The 23,358-nt window shown below is 72.5% G+C and carries 19 protein-coding genes; 13 read left to right on the top strand and 6 right to left on the bottom strand.

Features of this window, described 5'->3' with window-relative positions:
• Window positions 1–114 precede the first annotated feature (114 nt).
• The 5 genes from ACIQM4_RS29795 to ACIQM4_RS29775 all read left to right on the top strand — a co-directional run bounded on the left by ACIQM4_RS29795 (window position 115) and on the right by ACIQM4_RS29775 (window position 4,919).
• A complete protein-coding gene (locus ACIQM4_RS29795) occupies window positions 115–927 on the top strand; it encodes a LytR/AlgR family response regulator transcription factor (RefSeq protein WP_401597931.1) in 813 nt (270 codons plus the stop codon).
• Between the two features lie 145 nt (window positions 928–1,072).
• Window positions 1,073–1,336: a hypothetical protein gene (locus ACIQM4_RS29790; protein WP_401597928.1), complete on the top strand. Its 264-nt coding sequence runs from the start codon at window positions 1,073–1,075 to the stop codon at window positions 1,334–1,336.
• A gap of 55 nt (window positions 1,337–1,391) precedes the next feature.
• On the top strand, window positions 1,392–1,778 hold the full coding sequence (locus ACIQM4_RS29785; protein ID WP_401597925.1) for a hypothetical protein: 387 nt from the start codon (window positions 1,392–1,394) through the stop codon (window positions 1,776–1,778).
• Between the two features lie 123 nt (window positions 1,779–1,901).
• A complete protein-coding gene (locus ACIQM4_RS29780; RefSeq protein ID WP_401597922.1) occupies window positions 1,902–3,635 on the top strand; it encodes a cation acetate symporter in 1,734 nt (577 codons plus the stop codon).
• 81 nt (window positions 3,636–3,716) lie between these two features.
• Window positions 3,717–4,919, top strand: coding sequence for a sensor histidine kinase (locus ACIQM4_RS29775; RefSeq protein ID WP_401597919.1), 1,203 nt, complete (start codon window positions 3,717–3,719; stop codon window positions 4,917–4,919).
• Window positions 4,920–5,013: 94 nt separating this feature from the next.
• On the opposite strand, the gene ACIQM4_RS29770 is transcribed toward ACIQM4_RS29775, so the two are convergent.
• Entirely contained in the window at window positions 5,014–5,484 is a 471-nt protein-coding gene (locus tag ACIQM4_RS29770) for a hypothetical protein (protein ID WP_401597916.1), read from the bottom strand.
• A 254-nt stretch (window positions 5,485–5,738) separates the two neighbouring features.
• Entirely contained in the window at window positions 5,739–6,263 is a 525-nt protein-coding gene (locus ACIQM4_RS29765; protein ID WP_401597999.1) for a sigma-70 family RNA polymerase sigma factor, read from the bottom strand.
• Window positions 6,264–6,696: 433 nt separating this feature from the next.
• Here ACIQM4_RS29765 and ACIQM4_RS29760 point away from each other — a divergent pair, with 433 nt between their 5' ends.
• Entirely contained in the window at window positions 6,697–7,962 is a 1,266-nt protein-coding gene (locus tag ACIQM4_RS29760) for a CapA family protein (protein WP_401597914.1), read from the top strand.
• Between the two features lie 48 nt (window positions 7,963–8,010).
• Here the strand turns inward: ACIQM4_RS29760 and ACIQM4_RS29755 are convergent, their stop codons facing one another.
• A complete protein-coding gene (locus ACIQM4_RS29755) occupies window positions 8,011–8,481 on the bottom strand; it encodes a universal stress protein (protein WP_401597912.1) in 471 nt (156 codons plus the stop codon).
• A gap of 131 nt (window positions 8,482–8,612) precedes the next feature.
• Between ACIQM4_RS29755 and lysX the strand changes: the two genes are divergently transcribed.
• Window positions 8,613–11,912 carry a bifunctional lysylphosphatidylglycerol synthetase/lysine--tRNA ligase LysX gene (lysX, locus tag ACIQM4_RS29750; RefSeq protein WP_401597910.1) on the top strand — a complete coding sequence of 1,100 codons (3,300 nt, stop codon included), beginning with the start codon at window positions 8,613–8,615 and terminating at the stop codon, window positions 11,910–11,912.
• A 125-nt stretch (window positions 11,913–12,037) separates the two neighbouring features.
• Window positions 12,038–12,883: a polysaccharide deacetylase family protein gene (locus tag ACIQM4_RS29745; RefSeq protein WP_401597908.1), complete on the top strand. Its 846-nt coding sequence runs from the start codon at window positions 12,038–12,040 to the stop codon at window positions 12,881–12,883.
• A gap of 130 nt (window positions 12,884–13,013) precedes the next feature.
• Here ACIQM4_RS29745 and ACIQM4_RS29740 read toward each other — a convergent pair whose 3' ends face one another.
• Window positions 13,014–13,667: a class F sortase gene (locus tag ACIQM4_RS29740; protein WP_401597906.1), complete on the bottom strand. Its 654-nt coding sequence runs from the start codon at window positions 13,665–13,667 to the stop codon at window positions 13,014–13,016.
• Between the two features lie 322 nt (window positions 13,668–13,989).
• On the opposite strand from ACIQM4_RS29740, the gene ACIQM4_RS29735 reads away from it, so the two are divergent.
• The gene (locus ACIQM4_RS29735) at window positions 13,990–14,472 is read left to right on the top strand and encodes a hypothetical protein (protein WP_401597904.1); all 483 of its coding nucleotides are present in this window, start codon (window positions 13,990–13,992) and stop codon (window positions 14,470–14,472) included.
• Window positions 14,473–14,607: 135 nt separating this feature from the next.
• Here ACIQM4_RS29735 and ACIQM4_RS29730 read toward each other — a convergent pair whose 3' ends face one another.
• Window positions 14,608–15,252, bottom strand: a complete 645-nt coding sequence (locus ACIQM4_RS29730) for a hypothetical protein (protein WP_401597902.1) — start codon at window positions 15,250–15,252, stop codon at window positions 14,608–14,610.
• A 284-nt stretch (window positions 15,253–15,536) separates the two neighbouring features.
• On the opposite strand from ACIQM4_RS29730, the gene ACIQM4_RS29725 reads away from it, so the two are divergent.
• Window positions 15,537–17,147 (top strand): FAD-dependent monooxygenase, encoded by a 1,611-nt coding sequence (locus tag ACIQM4_RS29725; protein WP_401597899.1) that lies wholly within the window; start codon window positions 15,537–15,539, stop codon window positions 17,145–17,147.
• A gap of 93 nt (window positions 17,148–17,240) precedes the next feature.
• Here the strand turns inward: ACIQM4_RS29725 and ACIQM4_RS29720 are convergent, their stop codons facing one another.
• The gene (locus ACIQM4_RS29720) at window positions 17,241–18,002 is read right to left on the bottom strand and encodes a DUF4239 domain-containing protein (protein WP_401597897.1); all 762 of its coding nucleotides are present in this window, start codon (window positions 18,000–18,002) and stop codon (window positions 17,241–17,243) included.
• A 913-nt stretch (window positions 18,003–18,915) separates the two neighbouring features.
• Between ACIQM4_RS29720 and ACIQM4_RS29715 the strand changes: the two genes are divergently transcribed.
• From ACIQM4_RS29715 to ACIQM4_RS29705, 3 genes are all read left to right on the top strand, one after another.
• On the top strand, window positions 18,916–19,893 hold the full coding sequence (locus ACIQM4_RS29715) for an SCO0930 family lipoprotein (protein WP_401597895.1): 978 nt from the start codon (window positions 18,916–18,918) through the stop codon (window positions 19,891–19,893).
• A 173-nt stretch (window positions 19,894–20,066) separates the two neighbouring features.
• A complete protein-coding gene (locus ACIQM4_RS29710; RefSeq protein WP_401597892.1) occupies window positions 20,067–20,879 on the top strand; it encodes an SAM-dependent methyltransferase in 813 nt (270 codons plus the stop codon).
• Window positions 20,880–21,196: 317 nt separating this feature from the next.
• Entirely contained in the window at window positions 21,197–23,332 is a 2,136-nt protein-coding gene (locus ACIQM4_RS29705; protein ID WP_401597889.1) for a putative bifunctional diguanylate cyclase/phosphodiesterase, read from the top strand.
• The last annotated feature ends 26 nt before the right edge of the window (window positions 23,333–23,358 follow it).

Genomic DNA, 23,358 nt, shown 5'->3' with positions numbered 1-23,358 from the left:
GCTCGGTACGGCACGGCTCGCGCCGGGGGTTCGGTCCGGTTCGCGGCGGGGTCCGTCGCCGGTCCGGTCCGACCGGCCCTGCGCCCTCCGGCCCCGTGCCCGTACCGTGTCCCCATGCTGCGCGTACTCGCCGTCGACGACGAAATGCCCGCCCTGGAGGAGCTCCTCTACCTGCTGCGCGCCGACCCCCGGATCCGCAGCGCCGAAGGGGCCACGGATGCCACCGAGGCCCTCCTGCGGATCAACCGGGCCCTCGACGCGGGCCCTGACGGCGACGACGCCATCGACGTCGTCTTCCTCGACATCCACATGGCGGGCCTCACCGGCCTGGACCTCGCCCGGCTGCTGGCCGGGTTCGCCCGCCCGCCGATGATCGTGTTCGTCACCGCCCACGAGGGCTTCGCCGTCCAGGCGTTCGACCTCAAGGCCGTCGACTACGTCCTCAAGCCGGTGCGCCGCGAGCGCCTCGCCGAAGCCGTGCGCCGGGCCGCCGAGGGGGCCACGACCTCCCGGGACGCCCAGCCGGGCAAGGGGCCGGCCACCGGCCAGGCAGCCGCGCCCCAGGACCAGATTCCCGTGGAGCTCGGTGGCATCACCCGCTTCGTCCCCATCGCGGACATCGCCTACGTCGAGGCACACGGCGACTACGCGCGTCTGCACACGGTCACCGCCAACGCGCCCGGCACCGCCGGTTCCGGTACCGGCCACCTGGTGCGCATACCGCTCTCCACCCTGGAGGAGCGCTGGGCCTCCAGGGGCTTCGTCCGCATACACCGCCGTCACCTCGTCGCCCTCGGCCGCATCGAGGAGCTCCGACTCGACGGCGGGACGACGACAGTGCGGGTCGCCGACGCCGAACTCGTCGTGAGCCGCCGCCACGCACGCGAGCTGCGGGACCTGCTGATGCGCCAGGCCGGCCGCCGCTGAAGACCCGGCGGAGCGACCGCCCGGCGCTCCCGCCGCGCCGTTCGGCGCCGAAGCGCAGCCGCAGGGCGACCGGCGCCCGGCCCGGCCGCCTCCGGACCCAGGTCCGCGCCTACTCTGACCCTCGACCACAGGGTGAGGGAGCCGGATGTCCGAAGTAGAAGCGCTGCTCGCGGAGCTCAGGGAGCTGCCCGGCATCCGTCCGGCCGCACCTGATGAGCTCGACGCGCTCCTGCGCCGCATCAAGAGCGCGGCCGGCCGCTGGGCCGACGTCCTGTACGAGGTCCAGGAGTCCGCACAGCCCTTCGCGACCCCCCGCACGGCCGCCGCCCTGGAGGTGGCGTTCCGGCGGGCGGAGGAGTCGTACGTGGAACTGGAGATCGCCCTGAACGACGCGCGGCGCCACGCGTAGACTCCAGCCTCCGTACCGGTCGCCACGCCCCACGACACCTCCGGAGCCCGCCCCCATGCCCGCAGCCCCGCGCCCCCGTCGCGAGACCGTGACCGGTGTACCCCGGGGCAACCCCAAGGGGCGCGTACCCGGGCACGCGCCCGCCAGGTCCGAGATCAGCGAGCAGACCACCCTCGGCGCCACCTACGTCCGCTCCCTCATGCGCAGTCAGTTGCGTACCGCCCTGCTCGGACTCGGGGCGCTCGCGCTGCTGGTGGGCGCGCTGCCGCTGCTCTTCCTGCTGCCGCGCGTACTGACCGGGCAGACGCGCACACCGGGCCCGTACGTGTGGGTGGCGCTCGGCGTCGTCGTCTACCCCGTCATGTGGCTCATCGCCCGGTGGTACGTGCGCCGGGCCGAGCGGAACGAGCGCGACTTCCGCGGGCTCGTGGAAGGCCGCTGACGGACCCTCCATGCCTGAGATCCAGCCCCCGCTCCAGTTCCCCTGCCAGATCCAGATCCCGATACGGCAACGGAGCCGGCAAGGGCGCCCCCACCGGAGCCCGCAGCCCCGCCGGTCACGCCCGTGAACCACGCCTACGCCGTCGCGGCCGTCACCGTCGTCGTCCTGAGCACCCTCCTCATAGGCGCCCTCGGCCTGCGCATATCCCGAACCACCTCCGACTTCTACGTCGCCTCGCGGACCGTCGGACCCCGCCTCAACGCCGCCGCGATCAGTGGCGAGTACCTGTCCGCCGCCTCCTTCCTCGGTGTCGCGGGACTGGTCCTGCTGCAGGGCCCCGAGATGCTCTGGTACCCCGTCGGCTACACCGCCGGATACCTCGTCCTGCTGCTCCTGGTCGCCGCACCGCTGCGCCGTTCCGGGGCGTACACCCTCTCCGACTTCGCCGAGGCACGTCTGGAATCCCCGCAGGTGAGGCGGTTGGCGAGCCTCTTCGTCGTGGGCATCGGCTGGCTCTACCTGCTGCCCCAGCTCCAAGGTGCGGGGCTGACCCTGGAAATCCTCACCGGAGCACCGGAGTGGGTCGGCGGGCTGGTCGTCGCGGTCGTCGTGACCGGGGCCGTCGCCGCCGGCGGGATGCGCAGCATCACCTTCGTACAGGCATTCCAGTACTGGCTGAAGCTGACCGCGCTGCTCGTGCCGGCCCTGTTCCTGGCCGGTGCCTGGTTCGGGGACGACGCACCGCGGGCCCGCTTCGACGCGCCCGCCACCTTCCGGGAGCACACGTCGGTGCGGTTCCAGGAGACCGTACGCATCGAACTCGACCGCACGCTCACCCTGACCGTCTCGGGCACGGTCGACGACCGCCGTCACGAGAACCAGGTGCTGCGCCTGGCACCCGGCGCCCACCGCGTCGCGGGCGGCACCACGCTCCGCTTCCCGGCCGGGGCCGAGGTCCCGGAGAAGCGCGACGACCGGGCAGCCGGCGCCTCCACCTGGTCCCAGCCGCTCGCCGACAGCCGTGCCGAGCACCCCCTCTACGCCACCTACGGACTGATCGTCGCCACCTTCCTCGGCACCATGGGGCTGCCGCACGTCGCCGTCCGCTTCTACACCAGTCCGAACGGGACCACCGCCCGGCGCACCACCCTCGTGGTCCTCGGCCTCATCGGCGCCTTCTACCTGCTGCCACCGGTGTACGGGGTGCTCGGCCGCATCTACGCGCCCGAACTCGCCCTCACCGGGGACGCCGACGCCGCGGTGCTCGTCCTGCCCGAACGGCTGATCGGCGGGGTCGGCGGCGACCTGCTGGGGGCGCTGCTCGCGGGCGGCGCCTTCGCGGCGTTCCTGTCCACCGCGTCCGGGCTGACGATGTCGGTGGCCGGGGTGCTCAGCCAGGACGTTCTGCCCGCACGGGGCGTACGGCACTTCAGACTGGCCACGCTCCTCGCGGTGGTGGTGCCGCTGGTCATCAGCACCGTCACCGCGAACGTGCCGGTCGCCGACGCGGTCGGACTCGCCTTCGCGGTCTCCGCCTCCTCGTTCTGCCCGCTGCTCGTCCTGGGCATCTGGTGGCGGGGACTCACCCCGCCGGGGGCCGTCGCCGGACTGGTCGTCGGGGGAGGGGCGGCGCTGGCCGCCGTGCTGGCGACCCGGGCCGGGTTCCCGGCGGGCGGCTGGGCACACACCTTGCTGGCGTGGCCCGCGGTCTGGTCCGTACCGCTCGGTTTCCTGACGATGGTCCTGGTGTCCCTCGCGACCTCCGACCGGATCCCGCCGGGCACGGCCGCGACCCTGGCACGGCTGCATCTCCCGGAGGAACTGACCGAAAAACCGAGTGGAGTTGACGAACGGTGATCACGAATCGGAGCAGTGCTCTCGGAGGTGTGCGGTGATCCCCGTCCAGTGCGCCGCTCCCGGCGGTGAACAGTGACCACCATGGAGATCGCCGCTCTCGCCGCCGCCGGAGCACTGCTCCTCGCCGCGGGCACTGCTCTGGGCCGGTTCACCGCCCGCCGCAGCGAGAAGAACCTCGACCTCGGTACCCCCGTCGAGCGCGCCACCTTCCTCACCCTGCACGCGGCCTCCCTCGCCGCGCCCCCGCTGCGGGCCGGACTCACCGAGGACACTGCCCGCAAGGCCGCCCGCCGGCTGCGCTCGCTCCTCGGTACCGAGACCCTCTGCCTCACCGACCGCGACACCGTCCTCGCCTGGGACGGCCCCGGCGCGGGCCACCACAAGGAAAAGGTGATGCTGAAGGTCGCGGAGATGCTCGGCTCGGGCCGTAGCCAGAGCCTCCACATCGACTGCGCGGACCCCGACTGCCCGCTGCGCTGGGCGGTCATCGCCCCCCTCACCGGAGAGGAAGGAGTGCTCGGCGCCCTCGTCGCCTACGGCTCCCGTGAGTCCGCCGTCCTCGTGCGCGCGGCGACCGAGGTCGCCCGCTGGGTCTCCGTACAGCTGGAACTTGCCGAGCTGGACCGCTCCAGGACCCGGATCGTCGAGGCGGAGATCCGCGCCCTGCGCGCCCAGATCTCCCCGCACTTCATCTTCAACTCCCTGGCGGCCATCGCCTCGTTCGTACGCACCGACCCCGAGCGGGCCAGGGAACTGCTGCTTGAGTTCGCGGACTTCACGCGCTACTCGTTCCGCAGGCACGGTGACTTCACCGAGCTGGCCGACGAACTGCGCTGCATCGAGCAGTACTTGGCGCTCGCCGGCGCCCGCTTCGGCGAACGGCTCAAGGTGACCCTCCAGATCGCCCCCGAGGTACTGCCCGTCGCCCTGCCCTTCCTCTGTCTGCAACCCCTCGTCGAGAACGCCGTCAAACACGGCCTGGAGGACTCCCGCGAGGACTGCCGGATCACCCTCGCCGCGCAGGACGCGGGCGCCGAGGCGATCGTCACCATCGAGGACGACGGCGTCGGCATGGATCCGGACCGGCTGCGCCGCATCCTCGCGGGACAGGAGCCGACCGCCTCCGGCATCGGCCTCTCCAACGTCGACGAGCGGCTGCGCCAGGTGTACGGCGACGACTACGGAATGGTCATCGAGACGGGGATCGGCGCGGGCATGAAGATCACCGTGCGGATCCCCAAGTACCGCGCGGGAGTGCACAGTTCACCCCGCGCCACGAGTTGAGTACCGCGGGGCCGGGCGCAGTTCGTCCCGCGCCCCGAGCTGACCGCGCCGGGCCGCCCGGCCCCACCCCGTGATCCGGTCCGCCAGGGGCGGGTCAGAAGAGGTGTACGGAGAGGTGTCCCAGCGGAAGCCCGAGCTGCCAGGCCGGCAGCCAGACCCGTGCGCTCTCGTCGACCCGGTCCACCGCGTCCGGGCCGATCGCACCGGGCGTACCCGCGCCGCCCTCGACCCCCGTCCCCGCCAGGTCCGTCGCCAGGAGTTCCGTCGACTCCAGCCACCGCCAGGAGGCCCTGGCAAGCTCCAGGTCGGGGCCCGGCGCGTCGGGGCGGGCGGCGAAGCGCTCCCGTACCCACTGCTCCCAGGGGTGTCCGTAGGCGGTCAGCGAGAGCCACTCGTCGAGCTGGGAGATCACCCCGACCCCGGACAGCTCGTCCGTCGAGTCCGACAGGTAGACGGTCAGCGCGAGGGCCTCCCGCCCGGCGCGGAACTCCAGCGTGCCGGGCGGGATCAACTGCCCGGTACGCAGCAGCTCGTCGGCGATGTACTCGGCGTACAGCCATGCCATGGGTACGGCAAGACTGCTTCCACCGGTGCCATTGGCGCTCTCGGGCAGCACAGCATTCCACCTTCTCCGGTCGTGCTTCCGGTATGCGGGACTCCGGACGGGTGTCCCCGGCGAAGAGCTTTCACGCTGCGGGGGGTTTGGCGGGGCCACTTTACTGAACTTGACGCCGTGCTTTCGAAATCGTCGCGACCTCAACGGGGCGCGGGGGGAAGGGGTGTACCGGCGGTGCGCGTGTGACTCAGGACGCGTACGGCTCAGGCGGCCGACTCGTACCCCGGGAGCACTCCGCGCAGTGCCCGCAGTGCGTAGTAGGTACGGGATTTCACCGTTCCCTCCGGAATGCCGAGCGCTGTTGACGCCTCGGCCACCGAACGTCCCTTGAAGTACACCTGCACGAGTACCTCTCGGTGCTCGGTGCGCAGCGTCTGCACCGCCTGGCGGACGTCGAGCTCGGTGACCGAGCGCTCGGCGTGGTCGTCGGGCAGTGCCGAGTGGGTGAGCGCCTCCGCGGCGACCTCGCTGGGCCGGGCCCTGCGCGCCCTGCGGGCGTCGATCGCGAGCCTGCGGCCGACGGTGAACAGCCAGGGCCGCATCGAGTCGTGTGCGCTGGAGAGGGCCTCCGGGTGCTGCCAGGCCCGTACCAGCGTCTCCTGCACCAGGTCCTCGGCGCGCTGCCGGTCGCCGTAGGTGAGACCGAGCAGGAAGCCGAAGAGGGCGGAGCCGTGCTCGTGCTGGAGCGCGGCCAGGGCGCGTTCGTCGGTGCGGGGGGCGAGGGGCAGGGAGGTGGTCACCGTTGACGCTCCTTCGGGCGGGAGGGCGGGAGGGCAGGACGAGGGGGCGGGAGAGCAGGGAGGGCGGAAGGCGGAAGGCGGGTCGGCCCGGGAGTGACGGCGGTCACAGGCGGGCCGAGCTCAGGGGCGAAGATAACCGTCCGTGCCCGGATCCGCCGACAGGTGGTGCACGGCGAGCGAACGGGCGGCCCGTGCGTGCGACGAACGGTCGGGCGGCGCGACGAGTGGCACGACGAACGGTCGCTCCGACCGAAGGGAGCGAGCGGCCGTTCGGGCGAGCTCGTATGCATTTATGACAAATGTTCTTGACTTCGCCGTCCCGCCCGGATGGATTCTCCATGCGCATGTCCAGTGCGTGTTCGAGACATTTCCACCCGAGATTCTCCGGCGGAGAGTCTTCACCGCGAGGGAAGCCGGTCGGATGACGAAGCGAACTGTGAGCCCGCAGAGGTACGGAACGGTGGCGTTGGCCGCGCTCCTGCTAGGTGCCGCCACCGCCTGCACGGCGGGTCAGGACCGGACGGACGGCGGGCAGCGGGAGCCGGCCGGCCGGATCGCCCACGAAGCGGGCGCCCAGCAGCACACAGCCCCACAGTCCGGCGCCGGGGAAACCGGTGCCCCGGTGGCCACCGCTCCCCGGCCGGGCGCGCCCGGGGCCCCGCGGCGGAGCTTCACGCTGGTCGCCTCGGGCGATGTGCTCCCGCACGATTCGATCATCAGGCAGAGCTCCGCCGACGCGGGCGGCGACGGCTACGACTTCGCGCCGATGCTCGCGGGTGTCAGGTCCGTCGTGTCCAAGGCGGACCTGGCGATCTGCCACATGGAGACCGTCTACGGCGACGCGGACGGCCCCTACACCGGCTACCCGGCGTTCGTCTCGCCGCCGCAGGTCGCCGCCGGGCTGAAGGCCACCGGCTACGACTCCTGTTCCACCGCCTCCAACCACACCCTGGACGCGGGCGCCGACGGCATCCGCCGCACCCTTGCCGCCTTCGACAAGGCAGGCCTGGCGCACGCGGGGTCGGCCCGTACCGCGCAGGAGGCCGCCCGTCCGGCCCTGCTCAAGGCGGGCACCGCCAAGGTCGCCCAACTCGCCTACACGTACGGCACCAACGACTACCCGCTGCCCGACGGCCAGCCCTGGGCGGTCAACCTGATCGACCGCCGGAAGATCGTCGCCGACGCCCGCGCGGCCCGGAAGGCCGGCGCCGACGTGGTCGTCGTCTCGCTGCACTGGGGTACGGAGTGGCAGGACGAGCCGGACGAGCAGCAGCTCTCCCTCGGCCGCGCACTCACCGCCTCGGCCACCGCCGGACGCCCGGACATCGACCTGATCCTGGGCACGCACGCCCATGTCCCGCAGGCCTACGAGAAGGTCAACGGGACGTACGTCGTCTACGGCATGGGCGACCAGATCGCCGGCACGATGTTCAACCATGACGGGGCCGTGGACGAGCGCGGCAACATGAGCAGCATCGGCCGTTTCACCTTCGCGCCGCCGGCCGCCCCCGGCGGGCGGTGGGAGGTGAGCAAGGCGGAGTTCGTGCCGCAGTTCTTCGACCCCGAGACGAACCGGGTCGTCAACCTCGGCGCGCAGGGCAGGGGTTACGGAGGCGTCCGCGAGCACATCCGCGATGTCGTCCTCAGCAGGGGAGCCGCGAAGGCCGGTCTCACGATGGGGCGTTGACACCCCCTACCGGTGAAGGCCCCCGCCCACTCCCGGCCGTCCGGCCGGTCACGGCACCACCGTGACCGGCCACCGTCCCGCCTTCACCAGCCGTACCGCGACCGAACCCACGAACCGGTGCCCCGCCGACTCCGAGGCGCCCACCACGACCGCGTCGGCCGTCAGCTCGTCCGCCGCCGTGACGAGACCGTTGTACGGATCGCCCCGGAAGGTGTGGAACTCCCACCTGACGTCGAAGATCCCCTTCACCCGCGCCACCGCCTGCCGTATCTCCGCGATCAGATCCTCGGCGATCTCCTCGGTGGTCCCGGCGACCGGGGCGCCGAGCGCCGCGCCCGACGGGATCAGCGGCTGCACATAGACGAGGGCGAGCAGCGCGTTCTGCCGCCTGGCGAGGCCTCCCGCGTAGGCCGCCGCGCGCAGGGACGAAGGGGAACCGTCCAGTCCGGCGACGATCACCTTGGGGCCGTCGGTACCGCGTTCGAAAGTGTGGCGCTGCTGTTCGGGCTGTTCGGTCACAAAGCGGAGGTTATCCCGTGCCGCGGGTGTGCCGAAACGAGCCACGGCCGGGCCGAAAAGACGCCCACACGCAGGTGAAGGCGGTATGCCCCGAGAGGCATCCGGCCCTCCGGCTCCCTAGAGTGCCCTCCATGAGTGTCAGCGTGGAGGAGACTCCCACCAGCCGCAACCGCTTCCTCAGCCGGGTGCCCGACGGATTCGCGGCCTTCTTCGGCCTGCTCGGTCTGTACTGCGCCCTGCTCGCGATCAGTCAGCCACTGCGCAGACTGCTCCGGCCGTTCACCCGGCTGCTGGAGTTCCTCACCGTCCCGGTGAGCGCGAACCTGGCGTACGCCGTCTTCTTCTTCCTGCTCGCCGCCGCGGTCGGCGCGCGCAAGAAGGTCGCCTGGTGGCTGGTGGTCGGCTATCTGATCCTCTTGCTTGCCGGTGACGTCCTCTACATCGTCCTGCAGGACTGGGAGGCGCTGGCGTCCACGGTGGTGTGCGTCGCCGCCCTGGTGGTTCTGGTGCTGGCCCGCAAGGAGTTCTACGCGGCGTCCCGGCACGGGGCGGTGCCCCGGGCGCTGGGTGTGCTGGTGGCGGGGCTGGCGGCAGCCGTGCTGGTCGGCTGGGGGCTGATCTCGCTCTTCCCGGGGACCCTCGTCGCGGCGGACCGGGTGCCCTGGGTGATCGTCCGGATCTTCGGCGGTGTGCTCTACGGCGAGTTCGACGGGCACGGGCCGCGCGCCCTCTACTTCCTGTTCGGCCTGTTCGGCGCGCTCGCGCTGCTGGCAGCCGCCGCCACACTGTTCCGCTCGCAGCGCATGGAATCCTCCCTGCACGGCGACGAGGAGCCTCGTATCCGCGCCCTGCTCGGGGCGTACGGCGCGCAGGACTCGCTCGGCTACTTCGCCACCCGTCGCGACAAGGCCGTCGTCTTCGCACCCAGCGGCCGGGCCGCCGTCACCTACCGGGTGGAGGCCGGTGTCTGTCTGGCGTCGGGCGACCCGGTCGGGGACCGCGAGGCCTGGCAGCAGGCCATCGACGCCTGGCTGGCGATGGCCAGACGGTACGCGTGGGCGCCGGCCGTCATGGGCGCCTCCGAGGAGGGCGCCACCGCGTTCGTCCGCGCCGGGCTCAGCGCCATGCAGCTCGGCGACGAGGCCATCCTCGACGTGGCCTCCTTCGACCTCGACGGCCGCGACATGCGGGTCACCCGCCAGGCCGTCAACCGGGTGCGCCGCACCGGCGCCACCACCCGCATCCGCCGCCACTCCACGCTCTCCGACGCCGAGATGGAGCAGATCATCGACCGCGCCGACGCCTGGCGCGGCACCGAGACCGAGCGCGGCTTCTCCATGGCGCTCGACCGGCTCGGCGACCCCGAGGACGGTGACTGCCTCCTCGTCGAGGCCTTCGACGCCCAGGGCACGCTGATCGCACTGCTGTCCTTCGTCCCCTGGGGCAAGGACGGCATCTCCCTCGACCTGATGCGCCGCGACCGCCAGGCGCCCAACGGCGTCATGGAGTACATGGTCGCCGAGATCTGCGCGCAGGTCCCCAAGCTGGGCATCCGCCGCATCTCTCTGAACTTCGCGGTCTTCCGCTCCGCCTTCGAAGAGGGGGCCCGCATCGGCGCGGGGCCGGTGCTGCGGCTGTGGCGCAGGCTGCTCCTCTTCTTCTCCAAGTGGTGGCAGCTCGAAGCCCTCTACCGCTCCAACGTCAAGTACCGGCCCGCCTGGTACCCCCGCTTCCTGTGCTACGGCGACGCCGGGTCCCTGGCCAGGGTCTCGTTGGCGTCCGGCATCGCCGAAGGCTTCGTCGCCGTGCCCAGCCTGCGCAAGATGTGGGGCCGCGGGCACTCACCGCGCCGTACTTTCACCAATCCGGCGAGCACCGCGGGGCTGCCGCCCATCGAGGCGCTCGGCCTGGTCGGCCCCGCCGGCGGCGCGCACCCCGACCCGACCGCGCACCTGCCCGAACAGGTCCGCATCCGGCACCGCAAGCTGGAGCGGCTGCGCGCCGAGGGCGTTGATCCCTACCCCGTGGGTGTGCCCGCGGCCACGCACACCCTCGCCGCGATCCGCGCCGCCCACCCGACGGCCGACCCCGGGACCCGTACCGGCGAGCAGGCCACCGTCTCCGGCCGTGTCATGGTCGTCCGCGACCTCGGCGGAGTCGTCTTCGCCGACCTGCGCGACTGGTCGGGCGACCTCCAGATCGCCTTCACCCGCGACGGCTCGGGCCGCGGCACGCTCGACCGGTTCACCACCGACGTGGACCTCGGCGACCTGGTCTCCGTCACCGGCGAGATCGGCAGCACCGACCTCGGCGAGCTGACCCTGTTCGCCACCGGCTGGCAGCTCACCGGCAAGTGCCTGCGCCCGCTGCCCGACAAGCGCCTCGGCCTCACCGACCCGGAGGCGAAGGTGCGCCGCCGCTATGTCGACCTGGTGGCCAGCCCCGACGCCCGCGAGGTCGTCCGCTCGCGCTCCGCGGTGCTCCAGGGGCTGCGTCAGGGCCTCCTGGAACGCGGCTACCTGGAGGTGGAGACGCCGATGCTCCAGCAGATCCACGGCGGCGCCAACGCCCGCCCCTTCACCACCCACATCAACGCCTACGACCTCGACCTCCACCTGCGCATCGCGCCCGAGCTCTACCTCAAGCGGCTCTGCGTCGGCGGCATGGAGAAGGTCTTCGAGATGGGCCGCACCTTCCGCAACGAAGGCGTCTCCTACAAGCACAATCCCGAGTTCACCATGCTGGAGGCCTACCAGGCGTACGCCGACTACGACGTGATGCTCGACCTCACCCGCGAGCTCATCCAGGGCGCGGCCACCGCCGCGTTCGGGTCCCCGATCGCCCGCAAGACGGACAGCGACGGCAAGGTCGTCGAGCACGACATCTCCGGGATCTGGCCGGTCAGGACGGTCTACGGGGCGGTCTCCGAAGCCCTCGGCGATGAGGTGGACGCGGACACCGAGGAGCCGGTGCTGCGCCGGCTCTGCGACCGTGCGGGCGTCCCGCACACCCCGGAGAAGACCCGCGGCGACCTCGTCCTGGAGATGTACGAACGCCTGGTGGAGGAACGCACCACGCTGCCCGCCTTCTACAAGGACTTCCCCACCGACGTCTCCCCGCTGACCCGCCAGCACCGCAGCGACCCGCGCCTGGCCGAACGCTGGGACCTGGTCGCCTTCGGTACCGAACTGGGCACCGCCTACTCGGAGTTGACCGACCCGGTCGAGCAGCGCCGCCGCCTCGTGGCGCAGTCGCTGCTGGCCGCGGGGGGCGACCCGGAGGCCATGGAGGTCGACGAGGACTTCCTCGACGCGCTGGAATACGCGATGCCGCCCACCGGGGGCCTGGGCATCGGGGTGGACCGGCTGGTCATGTTCCTCACCGGCCGCACCATCCGGGAGACCCTGCCGTTCCCGCTGGTGCGCCGCTGAGGGCCCGCCCCGGACGGTGCGCGGGGGCGCCGGAACGACCGCCCGGTGGTTCCAACGGGTGCAATCGGAGCCGGTGCCCGGAGTGGATGGATGCCTCGCACGCGACGGCGTGCGAGGCATTAGTCATGAAAGAAGATCAGCAGTCCTTCCGGGGCCGCCGCGCCGTGCTGCGCCTCGCCGCCTGTGTCGGAGCCGTCGCAGGCGTGCACGTACTGACCGCCGACCCGGCCGGGACACCGGGGCCGCCCGCTCCTGGCGAACCCCGGCCCGCCGCAGGCCCGCCCAAGGCCGCCGCCCGGCTCAAGCCGTCCGCGTACCGGCTGCGGCCCATGACCGCGTACGCCCCGCCGAGACTCAGACCCGCGCGCCCGCCGGTGCGGAGCAAGCCCTTCCTGCGGATGGACGAACAGGGCCGCACCATGGTCCTCACCTTCGACGACGGGCCCGACCCCCACTACACCCCGGACATCCTGAAGACGCTGCGCCGGCACGGAGTGCGCGCGATGTTCTTCGTCTGCGGCGAGATGGCCGTCGACAACCAGGACCTGCTGCGCGAGATGATCGACGACGGGCACGTCATCGGCAACCACTCCTGGGACCACCCGCTGATGCCCAAGCTCTCCCGCTCCCGCATCCGCTCCCAGCTGGAGCGCACCAGCGACGTGGTGGAGAAGGCGGTGCGCGAGGCGCCCCGGTGGTACCGGGCGCCCTACGGGGCCTGGAACCGGGCGTCCTTCGAGATCGGCGCGGACCTGGGGATGGAGCCGCTCGGCTGGACCGTCGACACCCTCGACTGGACCGAACCGGGCCCCTCCGCCATCGTCCGCCGGGTGCGCGCCGGGGCGGGCGAGGGTGTCGTCGTCCTCTCGCACGACGCCGGCGGCAACCGGTCGGGCACGGTCAGCGCGCTGCGCACCTACCTCCCCGAACTCCTCGACCAGGGCTACCGGCTCACCGTCCCGCACGCCTGACGCGACCCGGCGGCGGGTTCCGGTGAGCGGCCGGGCCGGCCCCGGCGGCGGGTGCGGGTGAGCGGCCGGGCCGGCCCCGGCGGGACACGGGCAGGCGGCCGGGTTCCGGTGCGCGGCCGGGCCGAGGTCTCTAGCGCGTGGCCACGAGCCGGGCGAAGACCACCACGTTCCCCGCGTACCCGCGGTCCTTCGAGTAGCCGCCGCCGCAGGTGATCACCCGGAGCTCCGGGCGTCCGGTGCCGCCGTACACCCGGGCGCCCGGGAAGTCGTCCTTGGCGTACACCTCCACGCCGTACACCTCGAAGATCGCGCTGCGCCCGTCGTAGCGCTGCACCTCCACCCGCTGGCCCTTCCGCACCGAGCCGAGGCCGAAGAAGACGGCGGGCCCCGCGTCGTTGTCGACGTGCCCCACGACCACCGACGTGCCGTTCTGGCCGGGTGCGATGCCGTTCTGGTACCAGCCGGCCAGATTGGCGTCCTGCGGGGGCGGGGCCTCGATCCAGCCCTCCTGGTCGAGCCCCACGTCCACCACGGGAGCGTCGATCTCGACGGCCGGGATGCGCACACGGGCCGCGGGGGCGTACGGCAGCGGCGCCACGGCGGGCCGTTGTCCGGCCGTCGCGCCGGAGCCGCTCTCCCGGGCGGCCGCCGCGGCCGGCTGCGGCGGCCCGAAACCGACGTCACTGCCGTTGCGCAGCAGAGCGAGCCCGGTGAGCATCGCCAGCGCCAGGGCACCCCACGGTGCACGCCTTCTCGGGTGCGCGCCGCGCCATTCCTGCCCCATGTTGCTGCTCCCTTCGTCGCGCCCCGCCCGCCCGCCGTGCACGGATCCGCCCCTCGGTTAAGGACGCTAAGCGCCCGGCGCCGACGCGGCGAGGTGCGAAGGGCGAACGGGTGGCGGCACGCAACGTCGCTGACGCCATGTCAGCTGTCGGGCCGTCAGGTCGAAGGGTGCGGGACGTCACTGGAACGGGGCGTTACGTCACCGGTCCGGCGCAGTGCGAAATGCGTTAATCACACCGCGAAGTGAGGGTTCGTCATGGGAGACGTACTCGTCGAATTTCCCGGGGCACCGCTCCGGAGCGTCTTCCCATGGAGGTTCTACGATGCGTGCTTCACGCGCCTACGCGGCGACCGCTGTCGCCTGCGCCGCCGTCGGATTCGCCGCCCCGGCGGCATACGCCACCAACGGCCCCAGCAACGTCACGGTCAACCCCTACTCGGTCCACCAGGGCAGCACGATCTCCATCGCCGCCACGGGCTGCGGCCACGGCGGCACGGTGACGTCCAACGCCTTCGCGCAGGCCAGCCTCTCGGCGGGGTCGAGGGGGTACGCGTCGGCCCGGATCTACGACCACGCCACCCCGGGGCACTACAACCTCGCGGTGAAGTGCAGCGACAACCCGACGGTGGCCACCCACCAGTTCACCGTCCTCTCGGGCCGCGGCGCACACGGCGGGCTCGGCGGTTCGCTGGGCCCCAGCGACACTGACGTGGCGGTCGGCGCGGGCCTGGTGGCCTCGGCGGCCCTCGGTGGCGCGATCTTCGTGGCCCGCCGCCGCCGTACGGGCGCCACCGACAACGCCTGACCCGCACCCGGGGCGGACGCGCACCGCGCGCCGCGCCTGGTGACGGAACGCCGGTGGGCCCGAGTCCCTGCACAGGACTCGGGCCCACCGGCGTGTGTGCGTGGGCCGGGACGTGCTCCCGGCCCCACGGCGGTCTCAGTGCGGGCGCCTGGCCGCCGCCCGGCGCCGCAGTGCGAAGTAGGAGCCGCCGGCGGCGAGCAGGACGAGGCCGGCCCCGCCGGCGACCTCGGCGCTGTCCATGCTGCCGATGCTGCCGCCGGTGCCACCGCGCACCCCGCGGGCGGGGGAGGCGGAGGTGGCCGGCGAGGGGGGCGCGGTGGCGGTGGCCGTGGGGGAGACGGAGGGGGAGGGCGACCGGGTGGGGGCGGGGGCGGGGGGCCGGGGCGGCAGGGAGGTCGAACTGGTGGTCGGCTCGTTGGTGGCGGCCGCGACGGTCAGCGGGGCGGACCCCTTGGCGCCGTTGCAGGTGAAGGCCACGTCGTACTGGGCGCCCGGCTTGGCGTTCCAGCCGACGGTCGCCCGGCCGGGCCTCCCGGCGGGGACGAGCACCGTGTCGAAGGCCCCGGAGGCGATCGTGGCCGCGCCGGGGCATCCGGCCGCGGTGAGCGTGACCTGGCTGCCCGCTGCGACGGTGGGCGGTGTCACGGTGAACCCGTACGCGCCGCCGACCCTCGTGGTGTTGTCGCCGTCCGCCGCCGCGGTGGGGGCGAGTGCGCAGGTCAGCGCGGCGAAGGAGAGGGCGGTCGCTGCCGAGGTGGATGCGAGCCGTGTCGCGCGCATGGTGAGTCCTCCGGGTCCCCGAGGAGCAGCGGCGGAACGGTTTCCACTCGTGTGTCAGAAATGCGCCTCGATGGCCTGAACGCTAGGAGCGCCGGGCGGGGGCCGCGATCACAGTCGGGCGAATGGGGCACGGATGTCGCCCGGTCGGCCCCGGCCCCGCTTCGGGCAGGCGCGGGGCGTCACGCATCGAAATACTGTTACTCAGTTGTGTTTGAGTCATGGTTGTGTTTTCGTCATGGGGTCGAGACTCAACCGGGATACCGGGACACGAACAAGGAGCAGACATGACCGATGTGCTGATCGTGGGATCCGGACCCACCGGGCTGACACTCGCCTGTGCCCTCGCCCGCCACGGCGCCGACGTCCGGATCGTCGACAAGTCTCCCGATTTCCCGCGGAGTTCACGGGCCAAGGGCCCCAACCCGCGCAGTCTCGAAGTGCTGGAGGACCTCGGCGTCGTAGGTGAGGTGCTCGCCGCCGGCTGCGCCCCGCTGCCCATGCGCAAGTACCGCGACGGGGTGGCGGTCGCCGACACCGACCCGTACGAAACGCTGCGGCCGACCCCCGCCGCCCCTTACGACCGGGGCCGGCTCCTGCCGCAGTGGCGGCTGGAGGAGATCCTGCGGACCCGGCTGGCCGGGTACGGCGTGCACGTGGAGCTGGGCACGGAGATCGTCTCGTACGAACAGCACGACGACCGGGTCCTCGCCCGGACCGCCGGGGGCGCCCTCGTCGAGGCGCGCTACCTGGTCGGCTGCGACGGTGGCCGCAGTACGGTCCGCAAGCTGATGGGTGTCACCTTCGAGGGCGTCACGCACGAAACCCAGCTCATGGTCAACGGCGACGTCCAGCTGGAGCGGACCTCGCAGGAGGTCCCGGACGACGTCCCTCCCCGGAGCACCGGAGCGCGCGCCGTGCAGAGCGCCGAGCCCCTCGCCCGCGACCGCTGGCACCAGTGGTTCGACGAGGACGGCGCCGTGCTGCTCTGTCCGATCCCGGGCACCGACGACCGGTGGTGGTTCCAGGCGGGACCCGAGTTCGACGCCGACGGCGACCCCGTGCCCCCGTCCCGGGAAAGCTTCCAGCGGCTGTTCGACCGGCATGCCCGCGTCCCCGGCCTCCGCCTCACCGACGCGGCGCTGCTGACCACCTATCGCGTCAACGTGCGGATGGCCGACCGCTTCCGCGACGGCCGCGTCCTCCTCGCGGGCGACGCCGCGCACGTCCACCCGATCGCGGGCGGCCTGGGTATGAACACCGGGATCCAGGACGCCTTCAACCTGGGCTGGAAACTCGGCGCCGTCCTCTCGGGGCAGGCGGGCGAGGGGCTCCTCGGCACCTACGAGGAGGAACGTCTGCCCGTCGCCGTCTGGACCCTGGACGCGTCGTCGGCTCGGCTCGACGCGGTCATGGAGGCGATCAAGCTGCCCGGCGGCGGCCTGGACGCGGGTATGACCGAGGAGACCAACGCCCTCGGCCCCGGTTACCGCTGGAGCTCGCTCGCCGTGCGGGGCACGGGCACCTCAAGCACGCTCCACGCGGGTGACCGGGCACCGGACGCACCGTGCGTCGACACGGCGACCGGCGCCCCACTGCGTCTCTTCGAAGCGTTCGCAGGACCGCACTTCACCCTCCTCGGCTTCGGCGAGGAGGGAGCCGCGTCGCTGAAGGAGGTCGCCGACCAGGCGGCCGGGACGGTACGCGCGTTCGCGGTGGACGCCGGCCCGCACGGCGGCCTGCGGGACGAGGGCGGCCACGCCAGGACGGCGTACGGCGTCGAGGGTGACGCGCTGGTCCTGGTCCGCCCCGACAACCACGTGTCGATGATCACCGGGGCGGACGGCCGGAACGCGGTGCTGGACCACCTGCGGACGCTCGGTCGCGGACGGGAGTGACGCGGCGGAGCGCCGGGACGGGACACCGCAGGGCGCCGGTTCACCGGCTGACGCCCTGCCCGACGAGCGGTGTGCCGTCCCGAGCGTCCCCTGTCAGCCGGTTCCCGGGAACATGTCGACGAACGGGTCCGGGGTCGCGGCGATGCCGTGGCCGAAGGGCGCGTCCAGGTCCCAGATGAGGAAGAGCAGGAACGCGATCATCACGCTGAAGAGACCGGCGAGCAGCAACTCCCGCGGCGTGCGCCGGATTTGCAGGGTGAAGATCAGGCCCACGGTGATCAGCGCGCCGGTGACCAGGCCGAACCAGACGACCGGCGGCATGGTGGCCTCGGTGTTCTGGGCACGTTGGTTGCGGGCGTCGTCGGCGGCGGCCACCTGGTCGACGAGGGGCTGGTACGCCTGGCCCTCCAGGTCCGTCGCGGGGGCGTAGAGGGTGACGTCCTGGCGGACCTTGGCGAGGAGTTCGTCACCGCGTTCGGTCACCTCGCCGTTGTCGGCCATGTGCTGCCACTCCGTGTCCACGACGAAGCTGACGTACGCGTCGATGTCGGCGCGGACACGGGCGCGGACCTCGGCGGGGTAGACCTCGGAGCGGGCGCTGACCTCGTGCAGGGCCTGGGCCTCCTGACGCACGGACTCCTGGGCCGCGCCACGGCCCTCCCAGACACCGGCGATGGCGAGACCGAGGACGATCGCGTAGATCACGCCGATCATCATCGTCATGTATTCGAGGACGTCAGGCGTTTCGCTCGGATCGTCGTCATCGCCGATGCGGCGGTTGTTGATGATCACGATGGTGAGTACGACAGCGCAGGCAGCAGCCATCGCGATGGTCAGAACAAGCCATTCCGACAAGGGAACCTCCGTCGATGGACCCGCTCAGCGTGAGGAGCGGGGGCGCAGAACCGCGACGGCGAAGACCGCGGGCGCTGTGATCATGAGCGTGAGAGTGAGCATCGAGGTCCGGCCCTTGGGGGGTTTGCGGGCCGGTTTGCGATAGGTGGGCAGCGCCACGGCCCGGGGCGGGCCGGGCGCCGGCCGCGCCGTCGGGGTGGGCGCGGCCGGCGCCGGTGGCGCGGGTACGGGTGGCGGTGGTGGCGCCTCCGGCCGCACGGGCTCCGGGGCAGGCGGTACGGGGGCGGGCCGGGCGGCAGCGGGCGGCGCGGGCGCCGGTGGCGCAGGCCTCGGCGGGGCAGGCGCCGGGGGCTTGGGCGCAGGCGGTTTCGGCTTCGGCGGAGGCGCCGGAGGCTTCGGGCCCGGTGGTGGCGGATTCGGCGGGGGCGGTGGTGGCGGAGGCGGTGGTGGTGGCGGCGGGGGTTTCGGGGGCGGTGGCGGGGTCGGCGTGGGCTTCGGCCAGCAGTCGGCGAGGTCGCCGCCTGCCACCGCCACCGCGGCCGACTCGCCGCCCTGGCCCGTGGACGCGTACGCACAGCTGTCAGCGACAGCAGGCCCGGAACCGGCGAGGAGCCAGCAGAGGGCGGCCGAGGACAGCAGTCGAACGAGGAGCGGACGGGACGTCCGGCGTGATCCGTGCACGAGGGGCATCATGAATCTGCTCAACGAGCGGCACGCGAAAGAAGTATGGGATTCGCCTGATGGATGGGTCTTTCACGAATTTGCGTTCGGGACCGGCGCAATTGGTCGAGTGAACTTTTTCCCGGGACGTTGAACACCGGGGCGCGGCGCGCACGTACCCAGTGCCGTGAGCGACGCGTTCCGGCGTCGCGCGTAGCCCTTCGGACACCCCTCCCGGGAAACAGGAGACGACATGAGCACCTGGCGTAATGGTTCGCTCGCGGTGACGGCGGCGGCAGTGCTGGCACTGACGACGGCGTGCGGTCAGGACGACGGAGACGGCTCCGCCGGGTCCCGGGCCGCCGGGGCCGCCGCCCCGGCCGCGGGTGACGGGTACGGCAGCGGCGACGGCTACGGCGACGACGTGGCGGACACGCCGAAGAAGGCCGGGCAACTCGTCGTCAGGAACACCGCGCAGCTCGGCGAGGTCGTCACCGACAGCGCCGGCATGACCCTCTACCGGTTCGACAAGGACACGGCCGCGCCGCCTCGTTCGAATTGCGACGGCGACTGTGCGAAGGCCTGGCCCGCGGTGCCCGCCGAGGGTGCCGCTCCCGCCCCCGGGACGGCTGCCTCCGTGGTCGGTTCGGTGACCCGGAGCGACGGCAGCAAGCAGCTCACGCTCGGCGGCCGGCCCGTCTACCGGTTCGCCAAGGACACCAAATCAGGAGAGCTCAACGGTCAGGGAGTGGGCGGCACTTGGTATGCGTCCGCCCCCGACGGCCAGAAGGCCGGCGCGGCGGCGCAGGCCGCTCCGGGGCAGGCTTCCCCGGCCCCCGGAGCCGTCGCTCCGGCCTCTCCCGCGGGTCTGCCGGGAATGTCCGTGCGCAAGGACCCGGAACTGGGCGAGATCGTCGTCGACGGCAAGGGCCGCACGGTCTACCGGTTCAAGAAGGACTCCGCCTGGCCCATGAGGTCCGCCTGTACCGGCGACTGTCTGGCGAAGTGGCCGGCCGTCGCCCCCGTGGCGAAGAACGACACCGAGGGGATCCTCCGTAAGGGCTTCGTCGTCCTCGACCGCCCCGACGGCGTCAGGCAGCAGACGATCGACTGCTGGCCCCTCTACACCTTCTCGGGTGACAGTGTGCCGGGAGAGACCAACGGGCAAGGTATGGGCGGGACTTGGTATGCCGTGTCCCCGCAGGGCAAACTCGTGGGCGCACCCCGGTGACACCCCGCGGGTGCGTCAGGGGCGCACATGCCATCGGGGTGTGACCGAGAACGGACGGCAAATTTCCGTTTTCGCTCGCCCTGCTGGCGGCAGGTCAGTAGCCTCGGCTCGAACAACCGGGCGCGGTGATCAGCCGTGCCCGCTCCCGTCGTGGCGACTTGTTGGAGACATTGATGGAGCGTCCCGCCTGGGCCCCGCCCGGCATCGACATCTCGATGCCGAGTGTGTCCCGCATCTACGACTTCTACCTGGGCGGTTCGCACAACTTCGAGGTCGACAGGGAGGCCGCCCGCCGGGCGATGGAATTCATGCCGGGCCTGCCCAAGGTCATGCAGGCGAACCGGGCGTTCATGCGCAGGGCCGTGCGGCACGCCGTGTCCGAGGGGATCACCCAGTTCCTCGACATAGGCTCCGGCATCCCCACCTTCGGCAACGTCCACGAGGTCGCCCAGGGCGCCGATCCCGGGGCGCGCGTGGTGTACGTCGACCACGACCCGGTGGCCGTGGCGCACAGCCAGGCGGTGCTCGACGGCAACGAACTGACCACCGTCGTCTCCGCGGACCTCCGCAAGCCGGGCGAGATCCTGGCCCACCCCCAGCTGGGCCAACTCCTGGACCTGGAAAGGCCGGTGGCGCTCCTGCTGGTCGCCGTGCTGCACTTCATCGAGGACGCCGACAATCCGCAGGCCGCCGTCGCCACCCTGCGTGACGCGATGGCACCCGGCAGCCTGCTGATCGTCACCCACGCCTCGTACGAGGGCGTCCCGGTCACCGAGGAGCGGGCGGGCGGCGCCGTCGACGTCTACCAGAAGATCAAGAACCCGCTGGTCATGCGCTCGCACCCCGAGGTCGAGCGGTTCTTCGAGGGGTACGAGATGGTGGCGCCCGGCCTCGTGCCGATGGCCGACTGGCGGCCCGAGACCCCGGTGGCGCAGGAGGACCCGTATGCGTTCGCGGGCTTCGCAGGGGTGGGGCGCAAGGCGTGAGCGCCCAGGAGCAGGCACCGGACGGGGAGCGCGACCCGAGCTCCGACGACCGGCCGGGCACAGCCCTGCCCCGAATCCAGCCCCCGCCGCGGGGTGCGGCGGCCCAGGCCAGGGACCAGCCCCTGCCGCATGTCCCCGGACCGCACGTCCCCGCGTCGCACGTCCCCGGCCGTGGCGCCCCCGGACCGCATGTCCCCGCGCCGCAAGCGCCCGGCCGTGGCGCCCCCGCGCCGCACGTCCCCGCGACTCACGTCCCCGGCCACGGTGCCCCCGCGCGGCAGACCCCCGCCCAGGACGCCCCCGCCCAGGACGGTCCCGTGCCCGACGGGCCGGAGGACCGGCTGCGGCGGTTCGCCACGATCTGGAGCCGGGCCATCTTCCCGGCCACCGCCACCTCCCTGACCCGGCCCGAGTTCGAGCTGCTCCTCCTGCCGCTCGCCCGGCGGCTCGGCGCCGCCCTGCACCGGCGGCCGTTCGACGCGGCGCCCGCGCACGAGATCGGCGCGGCGCTCGTCGGCGCGCACTGCACCGACCCCGACGCCCTCGTCCGTACCCTCGGCGTGGTCGACTCGTACCTCGTCCTCTACTGCGGCGCCGATGACGGCTCCCCGGCCGGCGCCGAGGAGAACCGGGCCCGCTGCGCCAGGCTCCAGCACGGCATCGCCGCCGGCTTCGCGCAGGCGCTGCGCGAGCGCACCTTGAGCGAGCAGGAAGCCATCGCCCGCTCCGCACTGACCGCCCGCAGCGAGGCCCAGCAGGCACTGCACGCCACCGAGGAGCGCTTCCGCGCGGTCTTCGAGGGTGCCGCCGTCGGCATCGGCATCGCCGCGCTCGACGGCACGATCCTTGAGATCAACGAGACGCTGACCCGCATGTTCGGCGGCCTCGACGCCCAGGTGCGCGGCCGCAAGGTCAGCGACTGGGGGCACCCCGAGGACACCGACCAGGTATGGCGGATGTACGGGGAACTGGTGCGCGGCGAACGCGACCACTACCGCTGCGAGAAGGCCTTCTACCGCGGCGACGGCACCGTCCTGTGGACCAACCTCACGGTGTCCCTGCTGCGTGACGCGCAGGGGCGCCCCCAGTACCAGCTGGCCCTCATGGAGGACACCACCGAACGCCGGCTGCTCAATCTGCGTCTGCGCTACGAAGCCACCCACGACGCGCTCACCGGACTGCCCAACCGCACCCTGTTCTTCGAACGGCTGGAGAAGGCCCTGGCGGTGGGCGGCGCCCCCCGCTTCGGCCTCTGCTACCTCGACCTGGACGGCTTCAAGGCCGTCAACGACAGCCTCGGGCACTCGGCGGGCGACCGCCTGCTGGTGGAGGTCGCCGACCGGCTGCAGAGCTGTGCGACCGCCCCCGGCGAGATGGTGGCCCGGCTGGGCGGCGACGAGTTCGTGGCCCTGACCACCGGACCCGACACCCGTCGCGAGGTCGACGACCTGGCCGGCCGGATCCTGTCCGCGCTGGCCACCCCGATCCACCTGGAGGGCCGCGAGATCACCGTGCGCGGCTCCATCGGCATCGTGGAGGGCCCGGCGGGCGAGCGCGGCCCCGCGGACGTGCTGCGCAGCGCCGACATCACCATGTACCGCGCCAAGTCCGCCGGCGGCAACCGCTTCGAGTTCGCCGACGACGAGGCCGACGCCCGCGCCATCACCCGGCACGGCCTCACCCACGCGCTGCCCGCCGCCCTGGAGCGCGGCGAGTTCTTCATCGAGTACCAGCCCCTGGTGCACCTCGGTGACGGCAGCGTGCACGGCGCCGAGGCCCTCGTCCGGTGGAGCCACCCGCAGCACGGCGTACTCGGCCCTGACCGGTTCATCCCGCTCGCCGAGCACACCGGGCTGATCGTGCCGCTCGGCCGGTGGGTCCTCCAGGAGTCCGTGACCCAGGCCAAGTTCTGGCAGGAGAAGCACGCCGACGGCGGACCGCTGCGGATCAACGTCAACCTCTCGCCCACCCAGCTGCACCACCCCGGCCTGGTCGCCGACACCGTCGAGGTGCTGGAGCGCGCCGGTCTCGCGCCGGGCGCGCTGTGCCTGGAGGTGACCGAGTCCGCGCTGATAGGGGCCGACGAGGACCTGCTGAAACCGCTGCGTCAGCTCGCCGAGATGGGCGTCGACATCGCCCTGGACGACTTCGGCACGGGGTACTCCAACCTCGCCAACCTGCGCCGCCTCCCGGTGAGCGTGCTGAAACTGGACCGCTCCTTCACCCAGAGCATGCAGCGGCACCCGGCGGACCCCGTCGACCTCAAGATCGTCGAGGGGATCGTCTCGCTCGCCCACAGCCTGGAGCTGGCCGTCACCGTGGAGGGCGTGGAGACCGGCGCCCAGGCCGACCGGCTGCGGGAGCTGGGCTGTGACACGGCGCAGGGCTGGTACTACGCCCGTCCGGGCGCCCCGGACCGCATCCACTCCCTGGTGCTCACCGACGCGGTCTGACGCCCGCGTACCAGGTCCGTGACCCC

This window comes from Streptomyces sp. NPDC091272 (genome assembly GCF_044757485.1).
GTDB lineage: Bacteria > Actinomycetota > Actinomycetes > Streptomycetales > Streptomycetaceae > Streptomyces.
Note: the sequence above shows the minus strand (reverse complement) of the source record. Positions and strands in the feature narration are given on the sequence as shown.